Raw genomic sequence first — 19,353 nt, forward strand, 5'->3', positions numbered from 1 at the left:
AACCTTCCCCGGACTCTTCGCCATGGTAGCCACAGCTCACATGCACAAGTACGGCACAACAGAAGAACAAATGGCACTCGTAGCAGTGAAAAATCATCACCATGGCGCCATGAACCCCAAAGCCCACATGCAAAAAGAAGTATCGCTGGAAAAAGTCATGTCTTCACGCGTTATCGCATGGCCCCTTAAACTCTACGACTGCTCACTAATAACAGATGGCGCCAGCTGCCTAATCCTAACCAAGCCAGAACTCGCAAAAAACTTTACAGATACACCTGTCCACATAGTAGGCTCAGGACAAGCAAGCGACACCATTGGACTATATGAAAGAGAAGAATTTACAACCCTAAAAGTCGGCAAACTCGCAGGAGAACAAGCATACAAAATGGCTAACGTCACTCCCTCCGACGTAGACGTTGCAGAAGTACACGACTGCTTCACAATCGCAGAAATCGTGGCTTACGAAGACCTCGGCTTCTGCAAGCTAGGAGAAGGCGGGCGCTTCATAGAAGAAGGACAAAGCCAAATCGGCGGCAAAGTAGCCGTATGCACAAGCGGTGGACTAAAATCAAAAGGACACCCAGTAGGTGCAACAGGTACAGCCCAAGCGTACGAAATATATCTGCAGCTAACTGGACAAGCTGGAAAAAGACAGGTTAAAGGCGCTGAAATGGGCTTAACCCACAACGTTGGAGGCTTAGGCGCAACTGGCGTTGTGAACATCTACAGGAGAGGATAGAAAATGACAGAAGAACCAACCCCTTTCACTATCGAAAGCTTCTACAAATTCGTAAAAGAAGGAAAACTTATGGGCGCAAAATGCAACAAATGTGGAAAACTGTTAGTGCCTCCGAAGCCGATGTGCCCCCAATGCTTCTCCAAAGACTTGAAGTGGAAAGAACTTCCAAAGCGAGGAAAACTGCTAACCTACACCGTGATTCACGTTTCTCCCAAAAGATTTCAGCAATTGGCACCCTACGCGGTTGGAATAATTGAGCTAGAAGAAGGTGCATGCCTTCCGGGAATGATGAGGAATGTAGACTTGGACGAGATTAAAGTAGGCATGAATTTAGCCGTTGATGTTGACAAGGAGTGCATATCCGAGGAGTGGCCGCGATGGCCAAGATACTATTTTAAATCCGCCTAGTCACGCGTTTTTTATTTTAGGCTTCGCTGTTCTTTGTCATGTGAAAAAATGTAGACAGTGTCTTTGATAGCGCGGAGTTTATCAATTGACTTTAATGCTTGGTCTGCGCGGTAAAGTATGCCTGGGATGTTTCGTTTTTCCAAGTTTTCTTTTAGAGGTGCAGCATCGCCACAATAAACAAACCTGTTTGAGCCGTCTTGAATTATTACTGATTGATGACCTATTGAGTGCCCTGGCGTTGGCGCAATTGTTACGCCGTCAGTCACGTGGCATTGTCCTTTTAGCATTTGGTAATCTACGTCAACATCAAAGAACTTTTGCAAATAGGCGGCTTTCTGAAAACGGTCTGGAGCATAGGCGTAGCGTAGCTCGTCAGCTTGGACATAAAAACGTGCATTTTTGAATATCTTATTGTTGCCACAGTGGTCGAAGTGTAAATGCGTATTGATGACAATTGTTATGTCTTCTGGTTTTAGTTTGAAATTTTGTAGTTGTACCTGCAAATTTTGGCTTGGATTCTTCTTGACTTTGAAATTTCCTATGTTGAAGTGGCAGTTCTCCAATTCCAGTGTCTACAAGAATTCGTTCATTATCGGTCAGCACTAGCAGAGGCTTCAAGGCTGCTTCATAAATTTTCCCTTGGTACTTAGAATAGACGAGAAAGCTCTTGTCTAGAGTGAAATAGCCATTGCTGAGTAGATGGATTTCCATTTTTTGGCCACTAACAATAGTCGTTAAGATTTGTTTTTGTCTAATTGGGTGATCAAAGTTGGCAAACTAGTTATTGACTTGATTATGTGCATAGCACCTGCGTAATTCAACTCTTTTACCAGATCACTATCGGTTGCCACACCTACAGCTGCAGCATTCAAAGCTTTAGCGCTTCTCATGTCCACAATGCTATCGCCTACCACAACCACTTCATCAACATTAACATCTAAAGTCTTCAAGGCCGCAGCAAGATGCGATGGGTCGGGTTTCACCTTTGAAACGGCTTCTCGTGTAACTACGACATCGAAGAATTGTTTTATGTGGAAATTGTTGAGGATGTAGTCTGTCGATTTTTTGCTGTTAATTGTAAAAATGGCTAGCTTCAAGTCCATCTTCTTCAGAGTTTTTAGCATTTCAAACACCCCTGGCAGAATTGAGGTTCCATGAGCAGCTTTAAGCTCGTGTTTGAGAGCTATGGAAAGGACGTGTTTTTGGATGGTATAGAATTCTTGTTCTTCTTTACCGTTGTTTTTCATGTAAACTTTGGCTTTTTTCAGCATTTCAAAGATGCTTTCTTTTATAGAAAATATGGAGGCTGGGAAGCTTTGGTTTATTAGGAATTGTATAACTTCGGCTCTTACAATTTTGTAGTCAAGGTTGAACTCGGCAAGAGTTCCGTCGAGATCAAAGACAACAGCTTTTATGGTCACGTGAGACGCTCCAAATGTTTTATGGCTGGCGATAGTGCAAGTTCTCATCTGATATACGTTTCGGTTCAAAATATCTTCCACTGAACCTCTGGAAAAACGCTGAACCCTAGTCTTCCACTACATACCTATAAACAACACATTTTCCTGCCGTGGCGCTGTTCCGAATAATTTTCACAACATCACCCGTTTTTGCGCCTATAGCTTTTACAGCAGGGTCAGAAGTTCTTATTCTTGGTAGTTGATAAGGCTGAACACGATATTTGTCTAACAGTTTCTCTCGTTCATCTGGTGGAAGAATTTCATGCTTTGGCACAAGCTCATGGTCAAAAAGGTTGAAAACTGGGAAAATTCGCGGAATCAATTCTATTCCATTTTTACGCGCCTTTTTTTTAGCCGCCTGTGTATAGCGTCCACTTGTTACTACTATTCCCGTTTCCAGATTTTCCTCTTTCATAATCTTCACCAATTGGTTAATGTATTGAACTCCTACAGTGCCTTGGGAAGAAACGCAATAAATTATGGCTTTGCCTTCCGGTGTTTTTACTAAAAATCCAGTGGCGATCTTGTATCCTTTCTTTTTTAAGCGTTTGTAGCCTCTCAGCTTTATAAGGACTTTAGCTTTTTTCTCTTCTAAGGTTGTTGCGGATTTATTACTCAAACATGTAGCCTCTAATTAAGTCGAATACTGGAAAGAAATCACCAAATAACCCTTAAACCTTACGCTTCTTATATTCTGTTAACTTGTTTGCTATGAGGGTTCTGTTTTGTGTGTGTTCGACGCAGTGACTAGACCGTCCTATTTGGATCTAAATATGAATGGCTGGTATTGCGGATAAAATTTATAGTTTTCGTGTAGGGTATGGTGACAAATAAGTTAACAGTGCCCGCTTCTTACTGTATTCGTCTCTAAACATGTTTGAAGAATCTATACGAAATGCTTATTTAATTTCGTTCTACTCTCGAGACAAAGGAAGGCATAATCATGAAGGCAGTTGAAATTGCTATGATAGGTGTTTGTGCAGCACTTTATGCTGTTGTGGGTCGTTTAACAGATTTAGGTATAGTAGCCCCAGTTGTTGGTGTTGTTGCATTTTGGCCTGCGGCAGTAATTCCAGCAATATTTGCTGTTTTGTTTGGATCTTGGACAGGGGGAATAGGTGCCGCAATCGGCATATTTATAAGGGATATGCTATTTCATGGTGATCCTTTCCTAAGTCTTTCGGCAGGCGTTACATCTAATTTTGCCATGTTCTTTCTTATTGGGTATATTTCGCGAAAGGAGCTTGATTGGAAAAAAATAAGCTTGGGTATTGCTGTTGGTGTATTAGTGACTGTTTTGGGCTTTCTGTTGCCAACTATTTTGTTACCAACAGAATCCATAGGGTTTACAGGTTTGTCTGCAACAGATAGTACTCTTTTGTTTTTCGCGACAGTTGTTGGAAGTTGTCTTTTGGTAATTGCCGTTTCTTTCTTTTGGCCTAAATGGCGTAACTTTGGAATAGCCTCAATAATAGGCCTCGGAGTTGGGAGTTCAATAATAGGTGTTGTGTTATGGATTTACAGTCAGCTATTCTTTTCACCTACAGGTATCTTCACATCTCCTGTTCCGACATACTTTATTCTTTTGTGGTTTGTCTGGACATTTGCCACTGAGATTCCATTTATTATGGTGCTTGGACCACCGATTATAAAAGCAACCTACAAAGCTTTTCCATCTCTACAACCTCAAGAAACGACCAAAAGAAAGGGACAATGATTGGCTGAAAGATCAGCCAGAGCCTTTTGTCCTGCTGGAATTTCCAGCTTTTTTGAAATTTGCGACACAACACCTGATGGAAAACCCATACATGACCTGGAATTTGTTGGAAGCCGTGGCGGAGGATTTGTAGTAAAAAAGGGTGTTCTCACAGAAGTCGGTATAACAGAATCAAAGGAGCCTATTGTGCAAGTTTATATCAACAACAGACTCGCACCAAATGCAGAAACAACAAAAGCCGTCACAAGAATGCTACTAGAAAAAGTCGGTAAGCCACACATAGTAATTATTCACCATAAGGTAGCTGTCCCCATTGGCGCTGGCTTCGGGTCAAGCGCGGCGGGTGCATTAAGCACAGCGCTTGCGTTAGGCAAAGCCTTAGATATCAACCTTACAATCTTTCAAGCAGGAAAAATTGCACATGTAGCAGAGATCAGGTGCAGAACTGGGTTAGGTACTGTGGGACCGGTAACTCTAGGTGGATGCGTAATCACAGTAGAACCAGGAGCTCCCAGCCACGCAGTTATCGACCGCATTCCAACAACATCTGATCACAGAATTGTAACAGGCTACTATAGACCGATTCCAACAAAGAAAGTATTAGCATCAGCTGAAACACGCAAGATTGTAAACAAGTATGGAAGAGAAACGGTTGGCAGAATTCTCGCCAACCCTTCGTTAGAGAATTTCATGCTCGCAAGCAAAGACTTCGCAAGAAAAACTGAATTTGCAACACCATTAACTGAGAAACTGATTGACTTCGCTGAAAAAGCAGGAGCAATTGGTGCAGCCCAAAATATGGTTGGCGAAGCAGTTCACGCATTAACAACTATTGACAACGTTGAAAAAATAGTGGAAACTTTTAAGAAAGTTCTGCCACCTAAAAACATTCTTACAGCAAAAATTGACACCAAAGGCGCGCACCTTTTGAGATGAAAAATATTGAGTAAACCCTTCAAGATTGTGGCTGTTGGTGGGACTTTCGACGAGTTTCATAAGGGACACCGAGTTCTGCTTAAAACAGCCTTCGAAGTCGGCGAAAAGGTCCAAGTAGGCTTATGCACAGACGACTTCGTGGAAAAAATGAAAAAGCCTCATTATATTGCACCTTTCGCTGTGAGATTGGAGGAGTTAAAGGGCTTTCTAAGAAAGCATGCCTGGCTTGAACATGCCGAAATTGTGCCATTACACGATCCTTATGGACCTGCATTAACCAGTAAGCAAATAGAGACAATTGTGGTAAGCCAAGAGACTGAAGCAAGGGCTCGTGAAATAAACGAAAAGCGTAAGGCTAGCAATCTTCGACCACTCAACGTTATCGTTATAGAGATGGTTTTAGCAGAGAACTGCGATCCTATTACCACTACCAGAATTCGTCGCTTGGAAATTGATCGTGAAGGAAGATTGTTGAAACAGCAGACCGACCGTTAAAAAAAGATGTCAGGGCATAATATTATCTATTATCAACGTATAGGGTAGACATGTTGAAGAGAACATGTATCACACGGAGGCTCTTCATTAGGGAAAAGCATCAAAATAGCTTAGTGCGTGCATGATTAAGCTGGCAGGTGCAATTGTCACAATCATTATAGACGAACATGGTGAGACGAGTTTTTGAAACGTGTGCATAGTTGCTATATGCTATGATTGTATATCTCAAAAGAGAGGAGAAAGTATGGATAAAGTTATCTATCATTCAATTAACCTGAAGTGCACCTTTCAAAAAGCGTTCGAAATGTTCACTGTAAATAAAAATCTTGAGAAATGGCTAACACAAGTAGCTGATGTAGAGCCAAAGACAGGTGGAAAGTATGAATTGTTTTGGAACCTAGAAGATAAGGAGAATGACAATACTGTTGGATGCAAAATATTGGCTCTTCACCCGAACAAATTCCTTGCTTTCGAGTGGAAAGGGCCAAAACAATTCAAGCACTTTATGAACGAGGTTAGACCTCTCACCAACGTAGTGGTATTCTTTATTCCTTGTCAAGGAGGTACAGAGATCCACTTATTACACACTGGGTGGAGAAACTCGTTAGAATGGGAAGAAGCAAGACAATGGTTTGACAGGACATGGATGGTGGCTCTATCAAAACTTCAGAAATACGTGGGTTGAGATTAAAAATTGCAACGCCGTGAGTAACGATATTGACGGCATCCATAAAGCGACAGTTCACATACAAAATGGCATGAGCAGAAATAATCAGCCAACTTGTAGAAGCAAGTGTTCAATACGTCTGCGATCTGAACAACGGCAATTTCTTCCTAATCTAGAAATTCAGAATCTAAATCAGTTATTCATAATCGATTTATACAGTCCTTGTAGAAGATTTCTAAATTCATGACACCTGTTTACTCAGAGGAATATAATTGCACAAACGAAATTTCGAAAAACTTCTGCTTGAAGCAGTAGATGAAGGGTTGTCTTCATTAGGGCAATCCTCTAAGCAAGCGATTTATTTCCATCTGGAAAAAAGCTTCAATATTAAGAGACAAGAAATCCCCTGTAATCTTGAGGTTTTCGCAGATGCAATTGAGAAGATTTTTGGGTCAGGAGCTGATTTCCTTGAGATTCTAATTATGAAAAGACTTCATGAAAAAACTGGAGAGACTTTCGAGTTACGTGAACCTGCAGATTTCGCATTTATTGAATATGTGGCTACAGCTAAACGGAGTCTTCTGGAAAAAAATAACGCCAAAAATATAACGGAGAAAATAGTTCAATGCAAGGAAATAGGAACAGAAGCTTAACTGAATCTAAGGAATGTTTGAGGGGGGACGCTGAGAAAATTAGGGCACCCGAGAAAAAGTTACGTGAATCTTTACAAGAAATGAACTTGATACTCTCAGCATTGGAAGACGGCGTAGAGATTGTTACCTATAACTATTTAATTAAATACCAGAACAAGTTTTTAAAAGACAGATTCGGTGATTTAACTGGAAAGAAATGCTATGTTGCGTACATGGGGCTTGAAAAACCCTGCCCTAAATGCCCAATGAGGAATGCAATCAGACATAAGAAAACATTTCGAGCTGAACTTGCGGGAAAGCATGGAGAAAATTATGAAGTCATTTCTATTCCGCTTGAATATTCAGATGGCCATGTAGAGGCTTTGGAAATAATTAGAGATGTCACTGAAAGAAAGATTATGGAAGAGAGACTTTCCGCTTTGAACTTTTATGGCAGAAAACTAAACACCGCGAACGTTGTTCAGCAAGTTTACGAACTGACCCTTAACGCCATGAAAAGAACTTTAGGTTTTGAACATGCAGCATTCCTAATAATCGACAAAGGCAGCCTTCAAGTTGTATGCCAACGTGGATATTCGATACCTTTGCTTTTGGAGTTGCCTTTAGATGGAACAAAGAAAGGCATAACCGTCAAGGCAGTTAATACACGTGGTTCCATTCTTGTTTGTGATACTAAAAAAGACAAAGATTTTGTTGAAGGTGTTCCAGGTATTCGGTCAGAACTGGCTGTTCCAGTTGAAACAGAAGAAAAAATTCTTGGAGTCCTAAATGTAGAAAGTAAAAAGTTAGAAGGCTTTAACGAGAAAGATGTGACATTGCTTCAAATCTTGGCTTCGCACGCTGCAACTGCAATTAGCAACCTAGAAAAACGAAGAGAAATTGAGAAGCGCTCCAACCAATTAGCTTCACTAATGCAAAGCTCAACTAAGATAATCAGCTCTACGGATTTGCACAAACGACTCCAAACAATCGCCGAGGCTATTAAAGAACTTGGATGGCGAAGGGTCGTCATCTCTGTCCGAGATAGAAATATGAATATAACAAAGCCCGAGGACATAGTAACTGCGGGTCTAACGAATAAAGAAATAGAATTTTTGTGGAACAACAAATCACCCGGTCAAGTGTGGCAGAAACGCTTTGGCCCAGAATACAAACGCTTCAAGATCGGTGAGTTCTACCATCTTCCATGGAGCGATTCTTGGGTTAGAAAACGATTTTCCGATGGCACTGTTCCAAGCAAACTTCAGCCAGAAGAAATGGTTGACTGGGATCCACAAGACTTACTTTATGCCCCGCTTCGCTTGGCTGATGGGCGTATCGTAGGTGTATTAAGCATCGATGACCCGTTGGATGGAAAACGTCCCACTAACGAGTCTTTGGCATCTCTAGAGCTTTTTATCCATCAAGCCGCTGTAGCAATCGAAAATGCTCAGCTCATCCGCAGCTTAAATATGGCTAGAGAGCAGTTGAAAGCTGACGCTGAACTGCTTGAGTCGAAAGTAGAGGAAAGAACTAGAGAATTGAAAGAATCTCAAGAACAGTTGGTTAAGGCTCAAAGATTAGCAGCTATAGGTGAACTAAGTAGCATCGTGGGTCACGACTTGCGCAATCCATTGACAGGCATCGGGGGCGCTATATACTATCTGAAATCGAAACTAGGTCAAAAGGCGAACAAAAAAACGAGAGAAATGTTGGAGCTCATAGAAAAAGACATAGAATACTCCAACAAAATCATAAACGATCTTCTAGAATACTCGGGAGAAATGCAACTAGAACTTACTGAAACCACTCCTAAACTAGTTATGAAAGAGGCATTATTTATGGTTGAAATTCCTAGAAAAGTCAAAGTATTAGACTCAACACAGAGCAACCTAAGGATAAAGGTTGATGTCCAGAGAATGAAAAGAGTCTTCGTTAACATTATTAAAAACTCGGTTGATGCTATGCCTGAAGGCGGCAAACTTACAATAAAAAGCAAGGAAGCAGATGGTAACGTGGAGATAGCCTTCATCGACACAGGGACAGGCGTGCTGAAAGAAATTATGGGAAAAATTTGGACGCCTCTTTTCACGACAAAATCTAAAGGAATGGGGCTGGGCTTGCCCATCTGCAAACGTATCATAGCGGCTCATGGAGGCGACATTTCTGCAAGAAGTACAGTTGGAAAAGGAACCACATTCACGATAACGCTTCCTATCAAACCTAAACCAGCAGGAGGTGAAAAAATATGGATGAACGTGCCAGAATCCTTGTTGTCGACGACGAAGAAAGCATAAGAAAAGTCCTGAAAACAGTATTGGAAGAAGAAGGATACGTCGTCAACACAGCTGAAAACGGAAAAGAAGCAATCCGAAAATCCAACGTCAAATTCTACAACCTTGCATTAATAGACATCCGGCTCCCCGACATAGACGGAACAAAACTGTTGACCGCAATGAAGGATACCACTCCAAAAATGGTCAAAATAATAGTCACCGGCTATCCCACGCTACAAAACGCCGTCGAAGCCGTAAACAGGGGCGCAGACGCATACGTGCTTAAGCCATTCAAAATGGAAAACGTTCTAAACACGATCAAGGAACAATTGAAAAAACAGCAAGAAACCAAAAAATACAGCCAAGAAAAAGTCGCAGAATTCATAAAAACAAGAGCCGAAGAACTAAAAGCAATGACCCACAAAAAAACGCCGTAACACACCCTATATTTTTTATTCAGATCTGTTTTACAGCAGTTTGCAAGCGTGTTCAGCTTGCGCTTCAAGACAATATTAGTTTAGCCTTTTACTAATTTGACTCTCGTGTTGGATTTTGTTCTTATTCTATCACCTGTTTAGCACAGTTGTATAACAATAGCCAAAACATCATTAGCAACTTTATAAACAACGATAAAGAATGAAGAAAACTACAAAAAAAAACAGTTTGAAAAAGAAACAATTCAAAACCAAAACGAGCAGGCACTACTTGTTCCATTTGGCGATGGCGGTTCTAGGTTTTGTCGGTGTTGCAATCGAGGCGTTAGCAGTTGTTTGATCAGCAATTAACCTGTCAACGATATTGGGGATGCCTGAATTCCTTATCAGCTTCTTCATGCTAGCGGTAGGTACTTCACTTCCTGAGCTTGTAGTGGACTTGGCAGCGATCCGCAAAAGATAGTACAAACTTGCAATAGGGGACATTATAGGAAGCTGCATCGTAGATGAAACTGTTTCCATTTCGATAGGACAGTTACTCTTCCCAACACCAGTGTTTTATGACCCCCCTAAACGTTCTATCTCGCTAGCTTTGTATGCAATACCTGCCTCCACCGTCGTGATACTAACGCTTGCTTTTAGAGAAAAAGTCGACAAAAAGGCAGGAGCTTTACTTATTATTATTCTTTCGCCTATACACTGTTATATGTAATCTAAAGAATGCCTTACAGAACTCCACACTTCGAAAGAACCTCTTTGAAATCTTTCCTGTCTCTGCTTTCCTTGTACGTTCTCAAAGCATTCACTAAGTTGTCTTTGTCGATGTCGTCAAGTTGTATTTGAATATATTTAGCAATTGGGCTTCCTATGAAGAGGTATTGACAAAGAGAAGTAACGTTGGATACATGTCTGGAAATGCTTGCAGTTTCGAAATCCACAAGATAAGGCACGTCATCTGGCTTGACAATTATATGTTTTGGTGCATGGCTCAGTTCACCATGATCCAACCCTGCTTTGTCCAATCTCCAAGCCTGTTCTAAGATCAAACGCAAAGCGCGACGAAGCCTTTTTCTTACGTCTTTTTCTGTTAGCGTTCCTGTCCATTCTGGAAGCAGGAGGCCTTCAACATATTCCATTAATAGAAAGTTTTTAGTGATTCCGAGCAGGCCGGGTCCAACGTTTATTTTGTTTGCTCTTTTTAGCATTTGCGCTTCGCGTTGCATTGTCGATCTGTTTGCGTCCGTTCTACGAATCTTCAGGGCGACTTTTTCGTCTTTCTTGTAGGCTGTAACTACTATGCCTACACAGCCTTTTCCTAAAACAGGGGTATTGTGGACATGTTTTTGTCCTGTGAACTCGATTGCTTCAATGCTGAGCTGTTTTAGTTCTTTGAGGCGGTGTTTGAATTCGTCTGTCTTGTATTTTGGATAACAAATTATACGCCTGTATTTTTCTTTGCCAAGCAATTCCAGTGTTACTTTTTTGTTGCTTTTCAATTGGCCGCCTCAGTTGAGTGTGTTTACTGAGTGGAGATTTCGTAAAAAAGTTTTTTGTGTGTACGTCACTTAGTCTTCTCTAGATTTTATTCGGTTTCAAATAGGTTTGACACTTTTTAACACGAAATGTAGTATTCTAGGATTATAGAAAATGTTCTTTTGTTCGGCAATAAACGTTATCTATAAAAGGCAAGCTTACTATTCTACGTTATCACAAAAGCTTGGAGGACAATGACTGAAGAATCTAATAACACATCAATTCCACCAGAAAAGCTCTTAATTGACAAACCATCTGATTTTCAATTTCACGCTGCCTATCTTGCCTACTCTGATACCTATGACAAAACAAGCAATCCCGAGACCAAAAAACAGTTAAACCAGAACATCACTTCTCTTCAACAAAATCAAATAGACTACCATACCTTTTACAGAAACATAAACCAATTCCGAGAAGAAACTAGTCCCAACCACAGCTACGGTAGAGCCCAGATAAGAACACAGAAAAAAAGGGAATGGCGCCGAAAATCACAAAAACGGGAAAGAAACAAACGACATAAAAAATAACCACTATATTTATTTTCCAGATCCGAATTACACTTCTAACCTTTCATAATAGCTATGGTGTTGGAATGCTGAGTGTACGCTGTTGAAACCAAGAACTTAACAAAGCGATACGGCAAGACATATGCCCTAAAAAACCTAGACTTCACCATCGACGAAAACGAAATTATGGTGCTCCTCGGACCGAATGGCTCAGGGAAAACAACTCTCCTCCTAATCCTCGCCACAGTCCTTAAACCAACATCAGGACAAGCAAAATTAATGGGCTTAGACGTAAACGCTCAACCAACACGCGTACGCCAAATCCTAGGCATAGCATTCCAAGAAGCGAGAGGGTTCTGGCGCCATAAACCCGCCGACATACTACGTTTCCACGCAAACGTGTGCGGCGTCCCAAAAACAAAACGTGACACTTTAATAGAAAATATCCTCAAAGACCTTGAACTTTGGGATGCCCGAAACAAACTGTTTATGCACCTCTCGGGTGGACAGGCAAAACGGTTAGAAGTCGCTAAAGTCTTTGTCCAACGCCCAAAATTCGCCATATTAGACGAGCCTAGTAGCCAAGTAGACCTGCGGGGAAAACGCAAAATCTGGGCAAAAATCCTCGAATTACGAAAAGAAGGTTCAACAATTCTCGTCGCTACGAACGAAGTTCGTGAAGCTGAATACTTAGCTGATCGCGTAACTGTGTTGGATAAGGGGGCAAAAATCGTGTGTGACAACGTGAGACAGCTGAAAGACAGCATCACAGGCGGCGACATAGTTGAACTTGAAATTGACACTCCAGATACTCAAACTCTAAAACATGCCCTAAGCCAAATAGAGGGGACAGTCAAAATTACTAATTCAGATGTGAATCAGTTTAAAGCCTACGTGTCCATGGCAGAATCATGGGTACCAAAAATGACGGAGATGTGCTACCAAAATAAAGCCCACATACGCTCTATAAGAGTTACCGAACCATCCCTAGATGACGTCTTCCTTCACTTCACAGGACGCGCCTTAACAGAGGATAACAGATGAGTAACATAATCCGCCTAGTATGGTTTGACTTGAAACCGGAGCTTAAGCCACCCGTCTGGATAATCGCAGAATGGATCGTTTTCTTAATTCAAATCGGCGTGTACGGCGTGATGATTTCTCAACTCGTCACAAATCCCATGATAGGCGACTATAGACAATTCTACGCAGTTGGCCTGGTGATTATGATAACTTTTGACATGGCGTCCCATACTGGGCGTCACTTTGTTGAGCACGCCCATGAAGGACGTTTACCTTACTTGCTCAGTCTTCCAATTTCACGGTCAAAACTATTCTTGGCTATCGCTTTGCAAGGCGGAGCAGAGCTTTCTCTAATGCTTGCAGTTCCATTGACGGTTACCTTGCTAATTATAGGAAATCTCACGTGGATTTCTGTAGTTGCTTGCACGTTAACACTGTTTTGGCTTGGTTTCGGCGTAGCAGGCTTTATGCTGGGGTTGTCTTTCATAGCTTTTAAATCGTCTGACCTCTACACAGCAATTGTCACAGGCTTAAGCACTATAATAATCCGTTTCAGCACAGTGCTGTATCCTTTCATAGTCTTGCCCTCCCAGTACGCCTCAGCCGCACTCTTCAGCCCACTTACATACGGATCAGATTTGGTTCGTCTCATCTTAGGTTTTGATCCAAGCATCCTCTTGAATTCCTACTATGCAGTGGCTGTACTGACGGCTCTATCAGTTAGCACTTTAGGTCTAGGCTTAGTTCTCATGCAGAGACTTGTAGAAGGGGTTAAGAGCGCATGAGCGAGATTCGCGTTATTCTTGCAATGGCACGCAACGACTTCTCCTATTTCTTTCGCACAAAATGGCTCATGGCTGTACTTCTAAGTCTCAATCTCTCAGACATGCTTGTAGTGGCGCTTGTTTACAAGAGGATGATGACTTTCGACTATTTTGCCTATTTCGTCCCTGCAGTCATAATTATGGGGCTTTTCGCTGCGTCCATGGACACTGGCAGACGAATCTGGTTGGCTCTTCGTGAAGGCGTAATCCAGTACGAACTATCTCTTCCAATCAGCACGCATGGTCTCGTTATAGCTTATCTGCTTGCTGGAGGCGCAGCTGCCTTGGTGTACGCAAGCTCTCTCATGGCAATTGCACTAATCGTTCTTCCTGCCCATGCGATTTGGAGCGCGTTCATGTTGTTGCCTTTCCTCTTTGTTCTTGCCATGGGACTCGCAGGCATCGCGGCTACACTTGCCGCAGTTGCGTCAACGCATGGAGAATTCTTCTTTGCATTCCAAAATATTGTACAAGTCGCTCTCCTAACTCTAAGTACAGTGTACTACCCTATGGAAGTTCTTCAAAATTACCTGCCGCCTGCATTAATCACAGTTGTCGCTGCAAATCCATTAAGCCTTGCTGCCGAAGCCCTTCGGCAGTATACTTTTGCAGGTGCTCCCATCGAACCCACCTTTCTTGTCAAAATTCTCCTCGCAAGCATACCTTTCACCGTAGTGGGCGCATTCACCTACTTAGCTGCTCTTCGTAATTTCCAAGTTAAAGGAAAAATCTGAAGTATTTTCAGTCGTGGATCAAAGAGAAACTTCTTTGAAAGATGCAAAGCCCACCTTTCCAAAGTGAAACACGCACGCACAACCTGATAAGTGACTATTAAAGATCTTCAACAGCTATAATATGTATCTATATTCCTCTCGTTACGACTAAAGACATTTATTTCTTTTGCACCTACATGGAGAATTGATGCTGATTTGAAGTCTTCAACACGAAAATACTTGTGTGTTGCAGTTGGTTGGATCTTACTTGTTTGCTACACCATTCTCCTCACGAGCGCTGTAGAAAGCATTATGGACCTCTCAGGCGTTGTTCCTTCAGACGACAATGTAGAGCAAATAATAATTTTCCTCTACGGTCTTGCCGTAATAAGTTTCTTAGGAGGGTCGCAGATTCCTGCGGTTTTTCTGAAAAAGAAAAGTTTCATAGTTCAATTCGGTTTCAGCGCAACGTTTGGTCTCATGCTTCTCCTGATAACCATCCTTAATGATACAACTCTCAATCCCCTTAATGATGCAATCTTAAAGCCTTTCTTCTTTAACTACCCCCTAGTTGCTGTAGAGTATTTGTCTATACCTTATTTCTTTATGATTTTCATCGATCTTTACTTAAGCGGACGCCTAAGTGCTTTCTCTTGGAGACAACAATGCCAATTCCTCTTGGGAACGTTTTTACATCCGCAACGTACATTCAAAGAAGTCAACTATAATCAATCAATCCTATTTTCTTTCGTCTCCGCTGTCTTGGTTTCTGTTGCATGGATAATTCGGACTCTTGCATTCTCTCTGGCAGATTTTGTCCCTGCACGCTGGCGTTTTATTCCTTTCAACATAGGCGAACCGCTAGAACTCGTTTCAAAAATAACGTTGATCATTCCTATGATGCTTTTCCTATGGCTGGTAGCGTCAGCTCTAACCCACATAATAGCACAACAACTTGATGGAGAAAGCAGTCGCTATGGTCTAGCGTCTCTGTTGGGTTTTGCCTTTCTGCCTTCTTTGATAACAATTGTTGTTGACTTGCTGGAGATAGGACTCCAAATTGAAAATTCGTTCGTGCCAAGCGTGATCTTTTTGATTTTGGGCTTAGTTATTCCTCTAGTCTTATGGCCTATTATGCTAGTTACTTTTGCGGTTCAAACTTCAGAAAGGCTTGAATTGCGAAGTGCCTGCTTGACTACCACAATAGCGTTTTTGCCTTTGTTCTTTTTACTCACATGGACATTTTTGTAAGGTGCACTCGCATTAGGGCCAGGGAATAGAAATACAGAGAAGGTTAGTATTGGATCTATCCACTGTGTAAACTGGCGGGTTTATTGCAGGGAAAACCTCTGCGAATATGTGCTTGGAAGCCGTGGATGGGAATTGAACCCACATAGAGTGGAGACATCTCCCGCAGACTCCCATTTTTCTGTTTACAGGGACCTCAATGTTCATGCACTCGCGTAAAAGTGTAGTTCAGTAGAGACGAAAAGAATTAAAGCTCTGTTGAAATAACTACTGTTCTGGTTAGTAATGATGGATCTTCTGTTATTGGTTCCATATACTCCTTATGTTTTGATTCTTGGCGGTATTACGGCAGCCTCTTGGTTGATTGGGAAACTTTCTAAGCCAGCTCCGGTTGTGGGAGCGCCTGTTAGTGCTACGGTGAAGATTATGGTGCTCTTTGGATTTCTTGTTGGGGTTCTCATGTTAGTGACTGCCACAGGTGTCTGGCTGAGTCAGGCTTGGGATTCCGGTACGCGTTATCTTTTGGTAGTCACTGGTTTGGCCTTGGTTCTGAAACCTTTGAAGGACGTTCCTTGGGCGGCTTTGATAGGATTGGTAGTAGGGAGTTTGTGTGTTGGTCTGGTCTACATCTTGTATCCGCTGCCTGAGACTGTTTTAGGCATCTCTTCAACCTGGGTGTACTTGGCAATCTTCCTAATCCCAGCTTTGCTGGCCTACACTTTTTTCAAGTTTGTAGAAGACCTTCTGAAGTTGGTAGGCACAGTCTTGGCTTCAAGACCTGTCGCAACCATCTTAGGCGTCCTATGCCTTCTTCAAGGTGCACTTTTGCTTTTGAACATAAGCATATTCGCGAGTTTTCTCCCATAGGCTCGAAGATTGCGCGTGCACAACTCCTGACTCTCGCGCGCTATTTCATTTTGCCTCTTGGGATTTGGATGGCGAAACGGCATCGCATGTCTCCCTTGAGAGCACTCTCAAGCATCTCTACCTCGACTGGTTCGCCGAATATCACGTCAAACCCAAACTTTGAAAAGCCGCCACTGCAGTAGCAGAATATTGGCGAAATCTTCGCCTTTCCGTCACGTATGGCTGACCTTACGAGCGGGCAGTGACAAGCGTAGTACCTCTTCAAGGTGGAGGCTTCCTCATTTAAGTACTGCTTTGGCGCGTAGGGTATCTTGGTCAAGTAGATCTTGTTACCACGCCTGACGCCCGTGCAGATCTCCTGATTGCCCTTTATGAACTCCAGAACTTCTGGGGTTATCTCCTGCTCGTACCATATCCGCCCCTCTTTCATGAAGCCTTTCAACTCCTCTATGAACTTCTTGTGCTCGTCTTTCAAATACTCGTCGATACTGTCGGCCTTTTCGAACCGTTCTTTCTTCCCTTGAAAAGCCTCAGCAGGCACTCTGTGGTAGTTCCACGTAAGAATCTTCCTACACGTTTCGCTGGTCAGCTCAACCTCCAGCCTACCCACGATCATCTGGGTAAGTCTCGTGTAGCTTTCCTGAGGCCAGCCTAGTGGAGGTAGCTCAAACCCTTTAAAGACTCTACGGCTAGCTTCCTCTCCAGCAATAGTTGCTAACCTTTCGCGTAGATCAGGCAGTACATTTCTGGCGCCTAAGATCGACGCTAAGTAAATGTAGTAATCGTTTTTCTTCGCGATGCTGCAGTAGCGGGCAATCGCGACCAATCTGTCCATTGAGTTTTTACCTTCCCCCATCAGAAGAGAGACATAATCTTTGAGTGCATCTAAACCTGCAGACTCGAACGATGTATTCATCTTCGCAAGGTACTCCTCGAACTCCCTGACCATACTAACGGCGAAGTCGACATTCTCTGCGCTCAACTTACGGCCAACAAGATACTGTCGAAACTCACTTTCCATCAATATGCCCACACTCACCAAACCATTGGCAAGTAGCCTTCTTTAATTGCATTCGACACAATCGTTCCGACATATTCCACTTTTACTCCAGCTTCTACCAGCTTCTCCGACACGCCTTCCTTATCAGAAATAGCCTTACAAGCAAAGCAGTCACTCTCATCGCTTATCTCTTTGATGAACCATGCCACTTTGTCATCGTCAACCGCCAATTTTTCAGACGGCCCAAAAAACACAATTTTAACATCATCTAACCACTTATTCTTTAAAACGTTCCGAGCATACATCAAACCCGCTAAAGCTTTTTCCCTATCACCAGTTGCGATTATAACTAGCAATTTTGAGCTCATAGTGAAGCCTCCTACTCAAAATCATGCAAATGCTGCCACTTAAACCCTAAGCCGTCACGTGACAACAATGATGCTTTAGCGATGAGCACGCAGTTGTTGCAGGAGAAAGATGATTAATATGTGGTAAAAGTTGCGAGAACTCTCGAAGATGCCAAGACTTTGCTTGAGTGTGGATTCGAATAGGTAACCGACATGGACCGCTATAAGCTGTTCAGAAAACGCAAGTAGGAGTTCCATCCACGGCGTAAAACTATGCAGGGTCATTCCATGGAAAAAACTATGTGTATGTATAATTGGAAGCCGGGGATGGGAATTGAACCCATATAGAGCAGCTCTGCAGGCTATATACCCAATAGCAGATGCAAGAAACATTGCTCTCAGAATTTCCAACTTGGAGAAAACAATTTCAGACTTTGCTGTTTATTTAACCATTGATGAGAGACTTACTAAAAGAATGGTCAAACAGTACCAATACATTGCCATACGATTTCTGAAGCATTCTAAGGGAATCGTGAGTAGAGATGCTATTAGAAGCTATCTTCAAGGATATCTTTCCATGAAACCAAGTACTTACAACAATCAGATCAAGGGGTTGAAAGCTTTCATCATGAGATATCTTGGAAGACCTGAAATTGTTTTCGGATTCAGGAAAGCTCCTCTTCTGAATAACTACGAAGAAACTGTTCTATCTTCTAAAGAGCAGCTCAGACTTGGCTTTAGTGCTTTATCTGGTGAGAGAGAAAAGGCTATCTTTATGTTTTACAAGGATAGTGGACTGAAATGTTCAGAGCTACTAGAGTTGGCAAAAAGTGATGTAGATTCCTCTCTAAGATCAGTTAAGTCTCGACATAACACAAGAACAAAAAGAGCTGGAATAACATTTTACACTGTTGATACAGAAAAGTACCTACAAAAGTACTTGGCAAGTAGGAAGGATGACAAAGAGAGGTTGTTCAGAATTGACAAGAACGTTTTCTATAGGATGTGGATTGAAGTTAGTAGAAAAGCTGGAACTAAGATAACACCTCAAGTACTCAAAAAATGGCAGTCAGCAAATCTTGGAGAGAATGGTTGTCCAGATAGATATTTTGACATATTTCAGGGCAGAGCACCAAGACCAGTCTTAGCGAAATATTACACTGGAAGAGAACTGCTTAGACTAAAGTCGATATATGACAGGTTTTCAGAAGGACTAAAACTATTGGCATAGCCTAACTATTATTCCCCTTTTTTTCTATTAGATTAAGGCTTTTTCCACAAGCCATAAAAGCTGAAGTCAGGTAACGAGACGCTAGTTAGAAAGTAGAGGGTATCATAAATGCATTGGAAATATATTTCGTTTGTGTTAGGAATCTCATTGTGCTTGATTGGTGCCTTTTTGATGTTTGAAGGAAATATTTTGGGAGAGAACAATACTGGTTGGGCAATTGTTATAGGGATGGTAGGAATCGGCTTAATTGCCACATCAGGTGTAAGGTTGCTGAAACCCAAGAAATCCTAAAAAGAA

The 19,353-nt window shown here is 42.1% G+C and carries 23 protein-coding genes and 1 pseudogene; 16 read left to right on the forward strand and 8 right to left on the reverse strand.

Features of this window, described 5'->3' with window-relative positions:
* Together OEX01_07410 and OEX01_07415 are read left to right on the forward strand one after the other, a co-directional pair.
* Positions 1-739 (forward strand): hypothetical protein (locus tag OEX01_07410; protein MDH5448809.1); only part of this gene is annotated, 739 nt, incomplete at its 5' end.
* A gap of 3 nt (positions 740-742) precedes the next feature.
* On the forward strand, positions 743-1,147 hold the full coding sequence (locus OEX01_07415; GenBank protein ID MDH5448810.1) for a Zn-ribbon domain-containing OB-fold protein: 405 nt from the start codon (positions 743-745) through the stop codon (positions 1,145-1,147).
* Between the two features lie 11 nt (positions 1,148-1,158).
* Here OEX01_07415 and OEX01_07420 read toward each other — a convergent pair whose 3' ends face one another.
* The 4 genes and pseudogenes from OEX01_07420 to OEX01_07435 all read right to left on the reverse strand — a co-directional run bounded on the left by OEX01_07420 (position 1,159) and on the right by OEX01_07435 (position 3,226).
* Positions 1,159-1,710, reverse strand: coding sequence for an N-acyl homoserine lactonase family protein (locus OEX01_07420; protein MDH5448811.1), 552 nt, complete (start codon positions 1,708-1,710; stop codon positions 1,159-1,161).
* Positions 1,711-1,881: 171 nt separating this feature from the next.
* Complete coding sequence (locus tag OEX01_07425; GenBank protein ID MDH5448812.1) at positions 1,882-2,637, reverse strand: HAD family hydrolase; 756 nt, start codon at positions 2,635-2,637, stop codon at positions 1,882-1,884.
* Positions 2,638-2,674: 37 nt separating this feature from the next.
* A complete protein-coding gene (locus OEX01_07430) occupies positions 2,675-2,917 on the reverse strand; it encodes a DNA-directed RNA polymerase subunit H (GenBank protein ID MDH5448813.1) in 243 nt (80 codons plus the stop codon).
* 15 nt (positions 2,918-2,932) lie between these two features.
* Positions 2,933-3,226: pseudogene (locus tag OEX01_07435) on the reverse strand (restriction endonuclease).
* Positions 3,227-3,550: 324 nt separating this feature from the next.
* On the opposite strand from OEX01_07435, the gene OEX01_07440 reads away from it, so the two are divergent.
* The 7 genes from OEX01_07440 (at position 3,551) to OEX01_07470 (ending at position 9,767) form a co-directional block, all read left to right on the forward strand.
* Positions 3,551-4,324, forward strand: coding sequence for an ECF transporter S component (locus OEX01_07440; protein MDH5448814.1), 774 nt, complete (start codon positions 3,551-3,553; stop codon positions 4,322-4,324).
* On the forward strand, positions 4,325-5,260 hold the full coding sequence (locus OEX01_07445) for a hypothetical protein (protein ID MDH5448815.1): 936 nt from the start codon (positions 4,325-4,327) through the stop codon (positions 5,258-5,260). It begins immediately after the preceding gene.
* A gap of 6 nt (positions 5,261-5,266) precedes the next feature.
* A complete protein-coding gene (locus OEX01_07450; GenBank protein ID MDH5448816.1) occupies positions 5,267-5,755 on the forward strand; it encodes a phosphopantetheine adenylyltransferase in 489 nt (162 codons plus the stop codon).
* 244 nt (positions 5,756-5,999) lie between these two features.
* Positions 6,000-6,440: an SRPBCC domain-containing protein gene (locus tag OEX01_07455; GenBank protein ID MDH5448817.1), complete on the forward strand. Its 441-nt coding sequence runs from the start codon at positions 6,000-6,002 to the stop codon at positions 6,438-6,440.
* 254 nt (positions 6,441-6,694) lie between these two features.
* The gene (locus OEX01_07460) at positions 6,695-7,075 is read left to right on the forward strand and encodes a hypothetical protein (protein MDH5448818.1); all 381 of its coding nucleotides are present in this window, start codon (positions 6,695-6,697) and stop codon (positions 7,073-7,075) included.
* Complete coding sequence (locus OEX01_07465) at positions 7,048-9,351, forward strand: GAF domain-containing protein (GenBank protein ID MDH5448819.1); 2,304 nt, start codon at positions 7,048-7,050, stop codon at positions 9,349-9,351. Before OEX01_07460 ends, OEX01_07465 begins: the two co-directional genes overlap by 28 nt.
* Positions 9,303-9,767, forward strand: a complete 465-nt coding sequence (locus OEX01_07470) for a response regulator (protein MDH5448820.1) — start codon at positions 9,303-9,305, stop codon at positions 9,765-9,767. Before OEX01_07465 ends, OEX01_07470 begins: the two co-directional genes overlap by 49 nt.
* A gap of 264 nt (positions 9,768-10,031) precedes the next feature.
* Here OEX01_07470 and OEX01_07475 read toward each other — a convergent pair whose 3' ends face one another.
* Positions 10,032-10,265, reverse strand: a complete 234-nt coding sequence (locus OEX01_07475) for a hypothetical protein (GenBank protein ID MDH5448821.1) — start codon at positions 10,263-10,265, stop codon at positions 10,032-10,034.
* 224 nt (positions 10,266-10,489) lie between these two features.
* Positions 10,490-11,260, reverse strand: a complete 771-nt coding sequence (locus OEX01_07480) for a serine/threonine protein kinase (GenBank protein MDH5448822.1) — start codon at positions 11,258-11,260, stop codon at positions 10,490-10,492.
* A 231-nt stretch (positions 11,261-11,491) separates the two neighbouring features.
* Between OEX01_07480 and OEX01_07485 the strand changes: the two genes are divergently transcribed.
* From OEX01_07485 to OEX01_07510, 6 genes are all read left to right on the forward strand, one after another.
* Entirely contained in the window at positions 11,492-11,824 is a 333-nt protein-coding gene (locus tag OEX01_07485; GenBank protein MDH5448823.1) for a hypothetical protein, read from the forward strand.
* A 72-nt stretch (positions 11,825-11,896) separates the two neighbouring features.
* A complete protein-coding gene (locus tag OEX01_07490; GenBank protein MDH5448824.1) occupies positions 11,897-12,847 on the forward strand; it encodes an ABC transporter ATP-binding protein in 951 nt (316 codons plus the stop codon).
* A complete protein-coding gene (locus tag OEX01_07495; GenBank protein MDH5448825.1) occupies positions 12,844-13,611 on the forward strand; it encodes an ABC transporter permease in 768 nt (255 codons plus the stop codon). Before OEX01_07490 ends, OEX01_07495 begins: the two co-directional genes overlap by 4 nt.
* On the forward strand, positions 13,608-14,384 hold the full coding sequence (locus OEX01_07500; GenBank protein MDH5448826.1) for an ABC transporter permease: 777 nt from the start codon (positions 13,608-13,610) through the stop codon (positions 14,382-14,384). The genes OEX01_07495 and OEX01_07500 overlap by 4 nt, the downstream gene beginning before the upstream one ends.
* Before the next feature lie 195 nt (positions 14,385-14,579).
* On the forward strand, positions 14,580-15,614 hold the full coding sequence (locus OEX01_07505) for a YIP1 family protein (protein ID MDH5448827.1): 1,035 nt from the start codon (positions 14,580-14,582) through the stop codon (positions 15,612-15,614).
* Between the two features lie 285 nt (positions 15,615-15,899).
* Positions 15,900-16,478, forward strand: coding sequence for a hypothetical protein (locus OEX01_07510; GenBank protein ID MDH5448828.1), 579 nt, complete (start codon positions 15,900-15,902; stop codon positions 16,476-16,478).
* A gap of 40 nt (positions 16,479-16,518) precedes the next feature.
* Here the strand turns inward: OEX01_07510 and OEX01_07515 are convergent, their stop codons facing one another.
* A complete protein-coding gene (locus tag OEX01_07515) occupies positions 16,519-17,394 on the reverse strand; it encodes a hypothetical protein (GenBank protein ID MDH5448829.1) in 876 nt (291 codons plus the stop codon).
* 119 nt (positions 17,395-17,513) lie between these two features.
* Entirely contained in the window at positions 17,514-17,846 is a 333-nt protein-coding gene (locus tag OEX01_07520) for a hypothetical protein (protein ID MDH5448830.1), read from the reverse strand.
* Between the two features lie 313 nt (positions 17,847-18,159).
* Here OEX01_07520 and OEX01_07525 point away from each other — a divergent pair, with 313 nt between their 5' ends.
* Positions 18,160-19,056: an integrase gene (locus tag OEX01_07525; GenBank protein ID MDH5448831.1), complete on the forward strand. Its 897-nt coding sequence runs from the start codon at positions 18,160-18,162 to the stop codon at positions 19,054-19,056.
* The last annotated feature ends 297 nt before the right edge of the window (positions 19,057-19,353 follow it).

The sequence above is a fragment of the Candidatus Bathyarchaeota archaeon genome (assembly GCA_029882535.1).
In the GTDB taxonomy this organism is placed as follows: Archaea; Thermoproteota; Bathyarchaeia; order Bathyarchaeales; family SOJC01; genus JAOUKM01.

Excerpts from the sequence above, each read along its gene's own strand:
- OEX01_07415 (MDH5448810.1), top strand. The coding sequence starts at position 743 with ATGACAGAAGAACCAACCCCTTTCACTATCGAAAGCTTCTACAAATTC.
- OEX01_07440 (MDH5448814.1), top strand. The coding sequence starts at position 3,551 with ATGAAGGCAGTTGAAATTGCTATGATAGGTGTTTGTGCAGCACTTTAT.
- OEX01_07455 (MDH5448817.1), top strand. The coding sequence starts at position 6,000 with ATGGATAAAGTTATCTATCATTCAATTAACCTGAAGTGCACCTTTCAA.
- OEX01_07465 (MDH5448819.1), top strand. The coding sequence starts at position 7,048 with ATGCAAGGAAATAGGAACAGAAGCTTAACTGAATCTAAGGAATGTTTG.
- OEX01_07470 (MDH5448820.1), top strand. The coding sequence starts at position 9,303 with ATGGATGAACGTGCCAGAATCCTTGTTGTCGACGACGAAGAAAGCATA.
- OEX01_07475 (MDH5448821.1), bottom strand. The coding sequence starts at position 10,265 with ATGCAGCTTCCTATAATGTCCCCTATTGCAAGTTTGTACTATCTTTTG.
- OEX01_07485 (MDH5448823.1), top strand. The coding sequence starts at position 11,492 with ATGACTGAAGAATCTAATAACACATCAATTCCACCAGAAAAGCTCTTA.
- OEX01_07495 (MDH5448825.1), top strand. The coding sequence starts at position 12,844 with ATGAGTAACATAATCCGCCTAGTATGGTTTGACTTGAAACCGGAGCTT.
- OEX01_07500 (MDH5448826.1), top strand. The coding sequence starts at position 13,608 with ATGAGCGAGATTCGCGTTATTCTTGCAATGGCACGCAACGACTTCTCC.
- OEX01_07510 (MDH5448828.1), top strand. The coding sequence starts at position 15,900 with ATGGATCTTCTGTTATTGGTTCCATATACTCCTTATGTTTTGATTCTT.
- OEX01_07515 (MDH5448829.1), bottom strand. The coding sequence starts at position 17,394 with ATGAATACATCGTTCGAGTCTGCAGGTTTAGATGCACTCAAAGATTAT.
- OEX01_07520 (MDH5448830.1), bottom strand. The coding sequence starts at position 17,846 with ATGAGCTCAAAATTGCTAGTTATAATCGCAACTGGTGATAGGGAAAAA.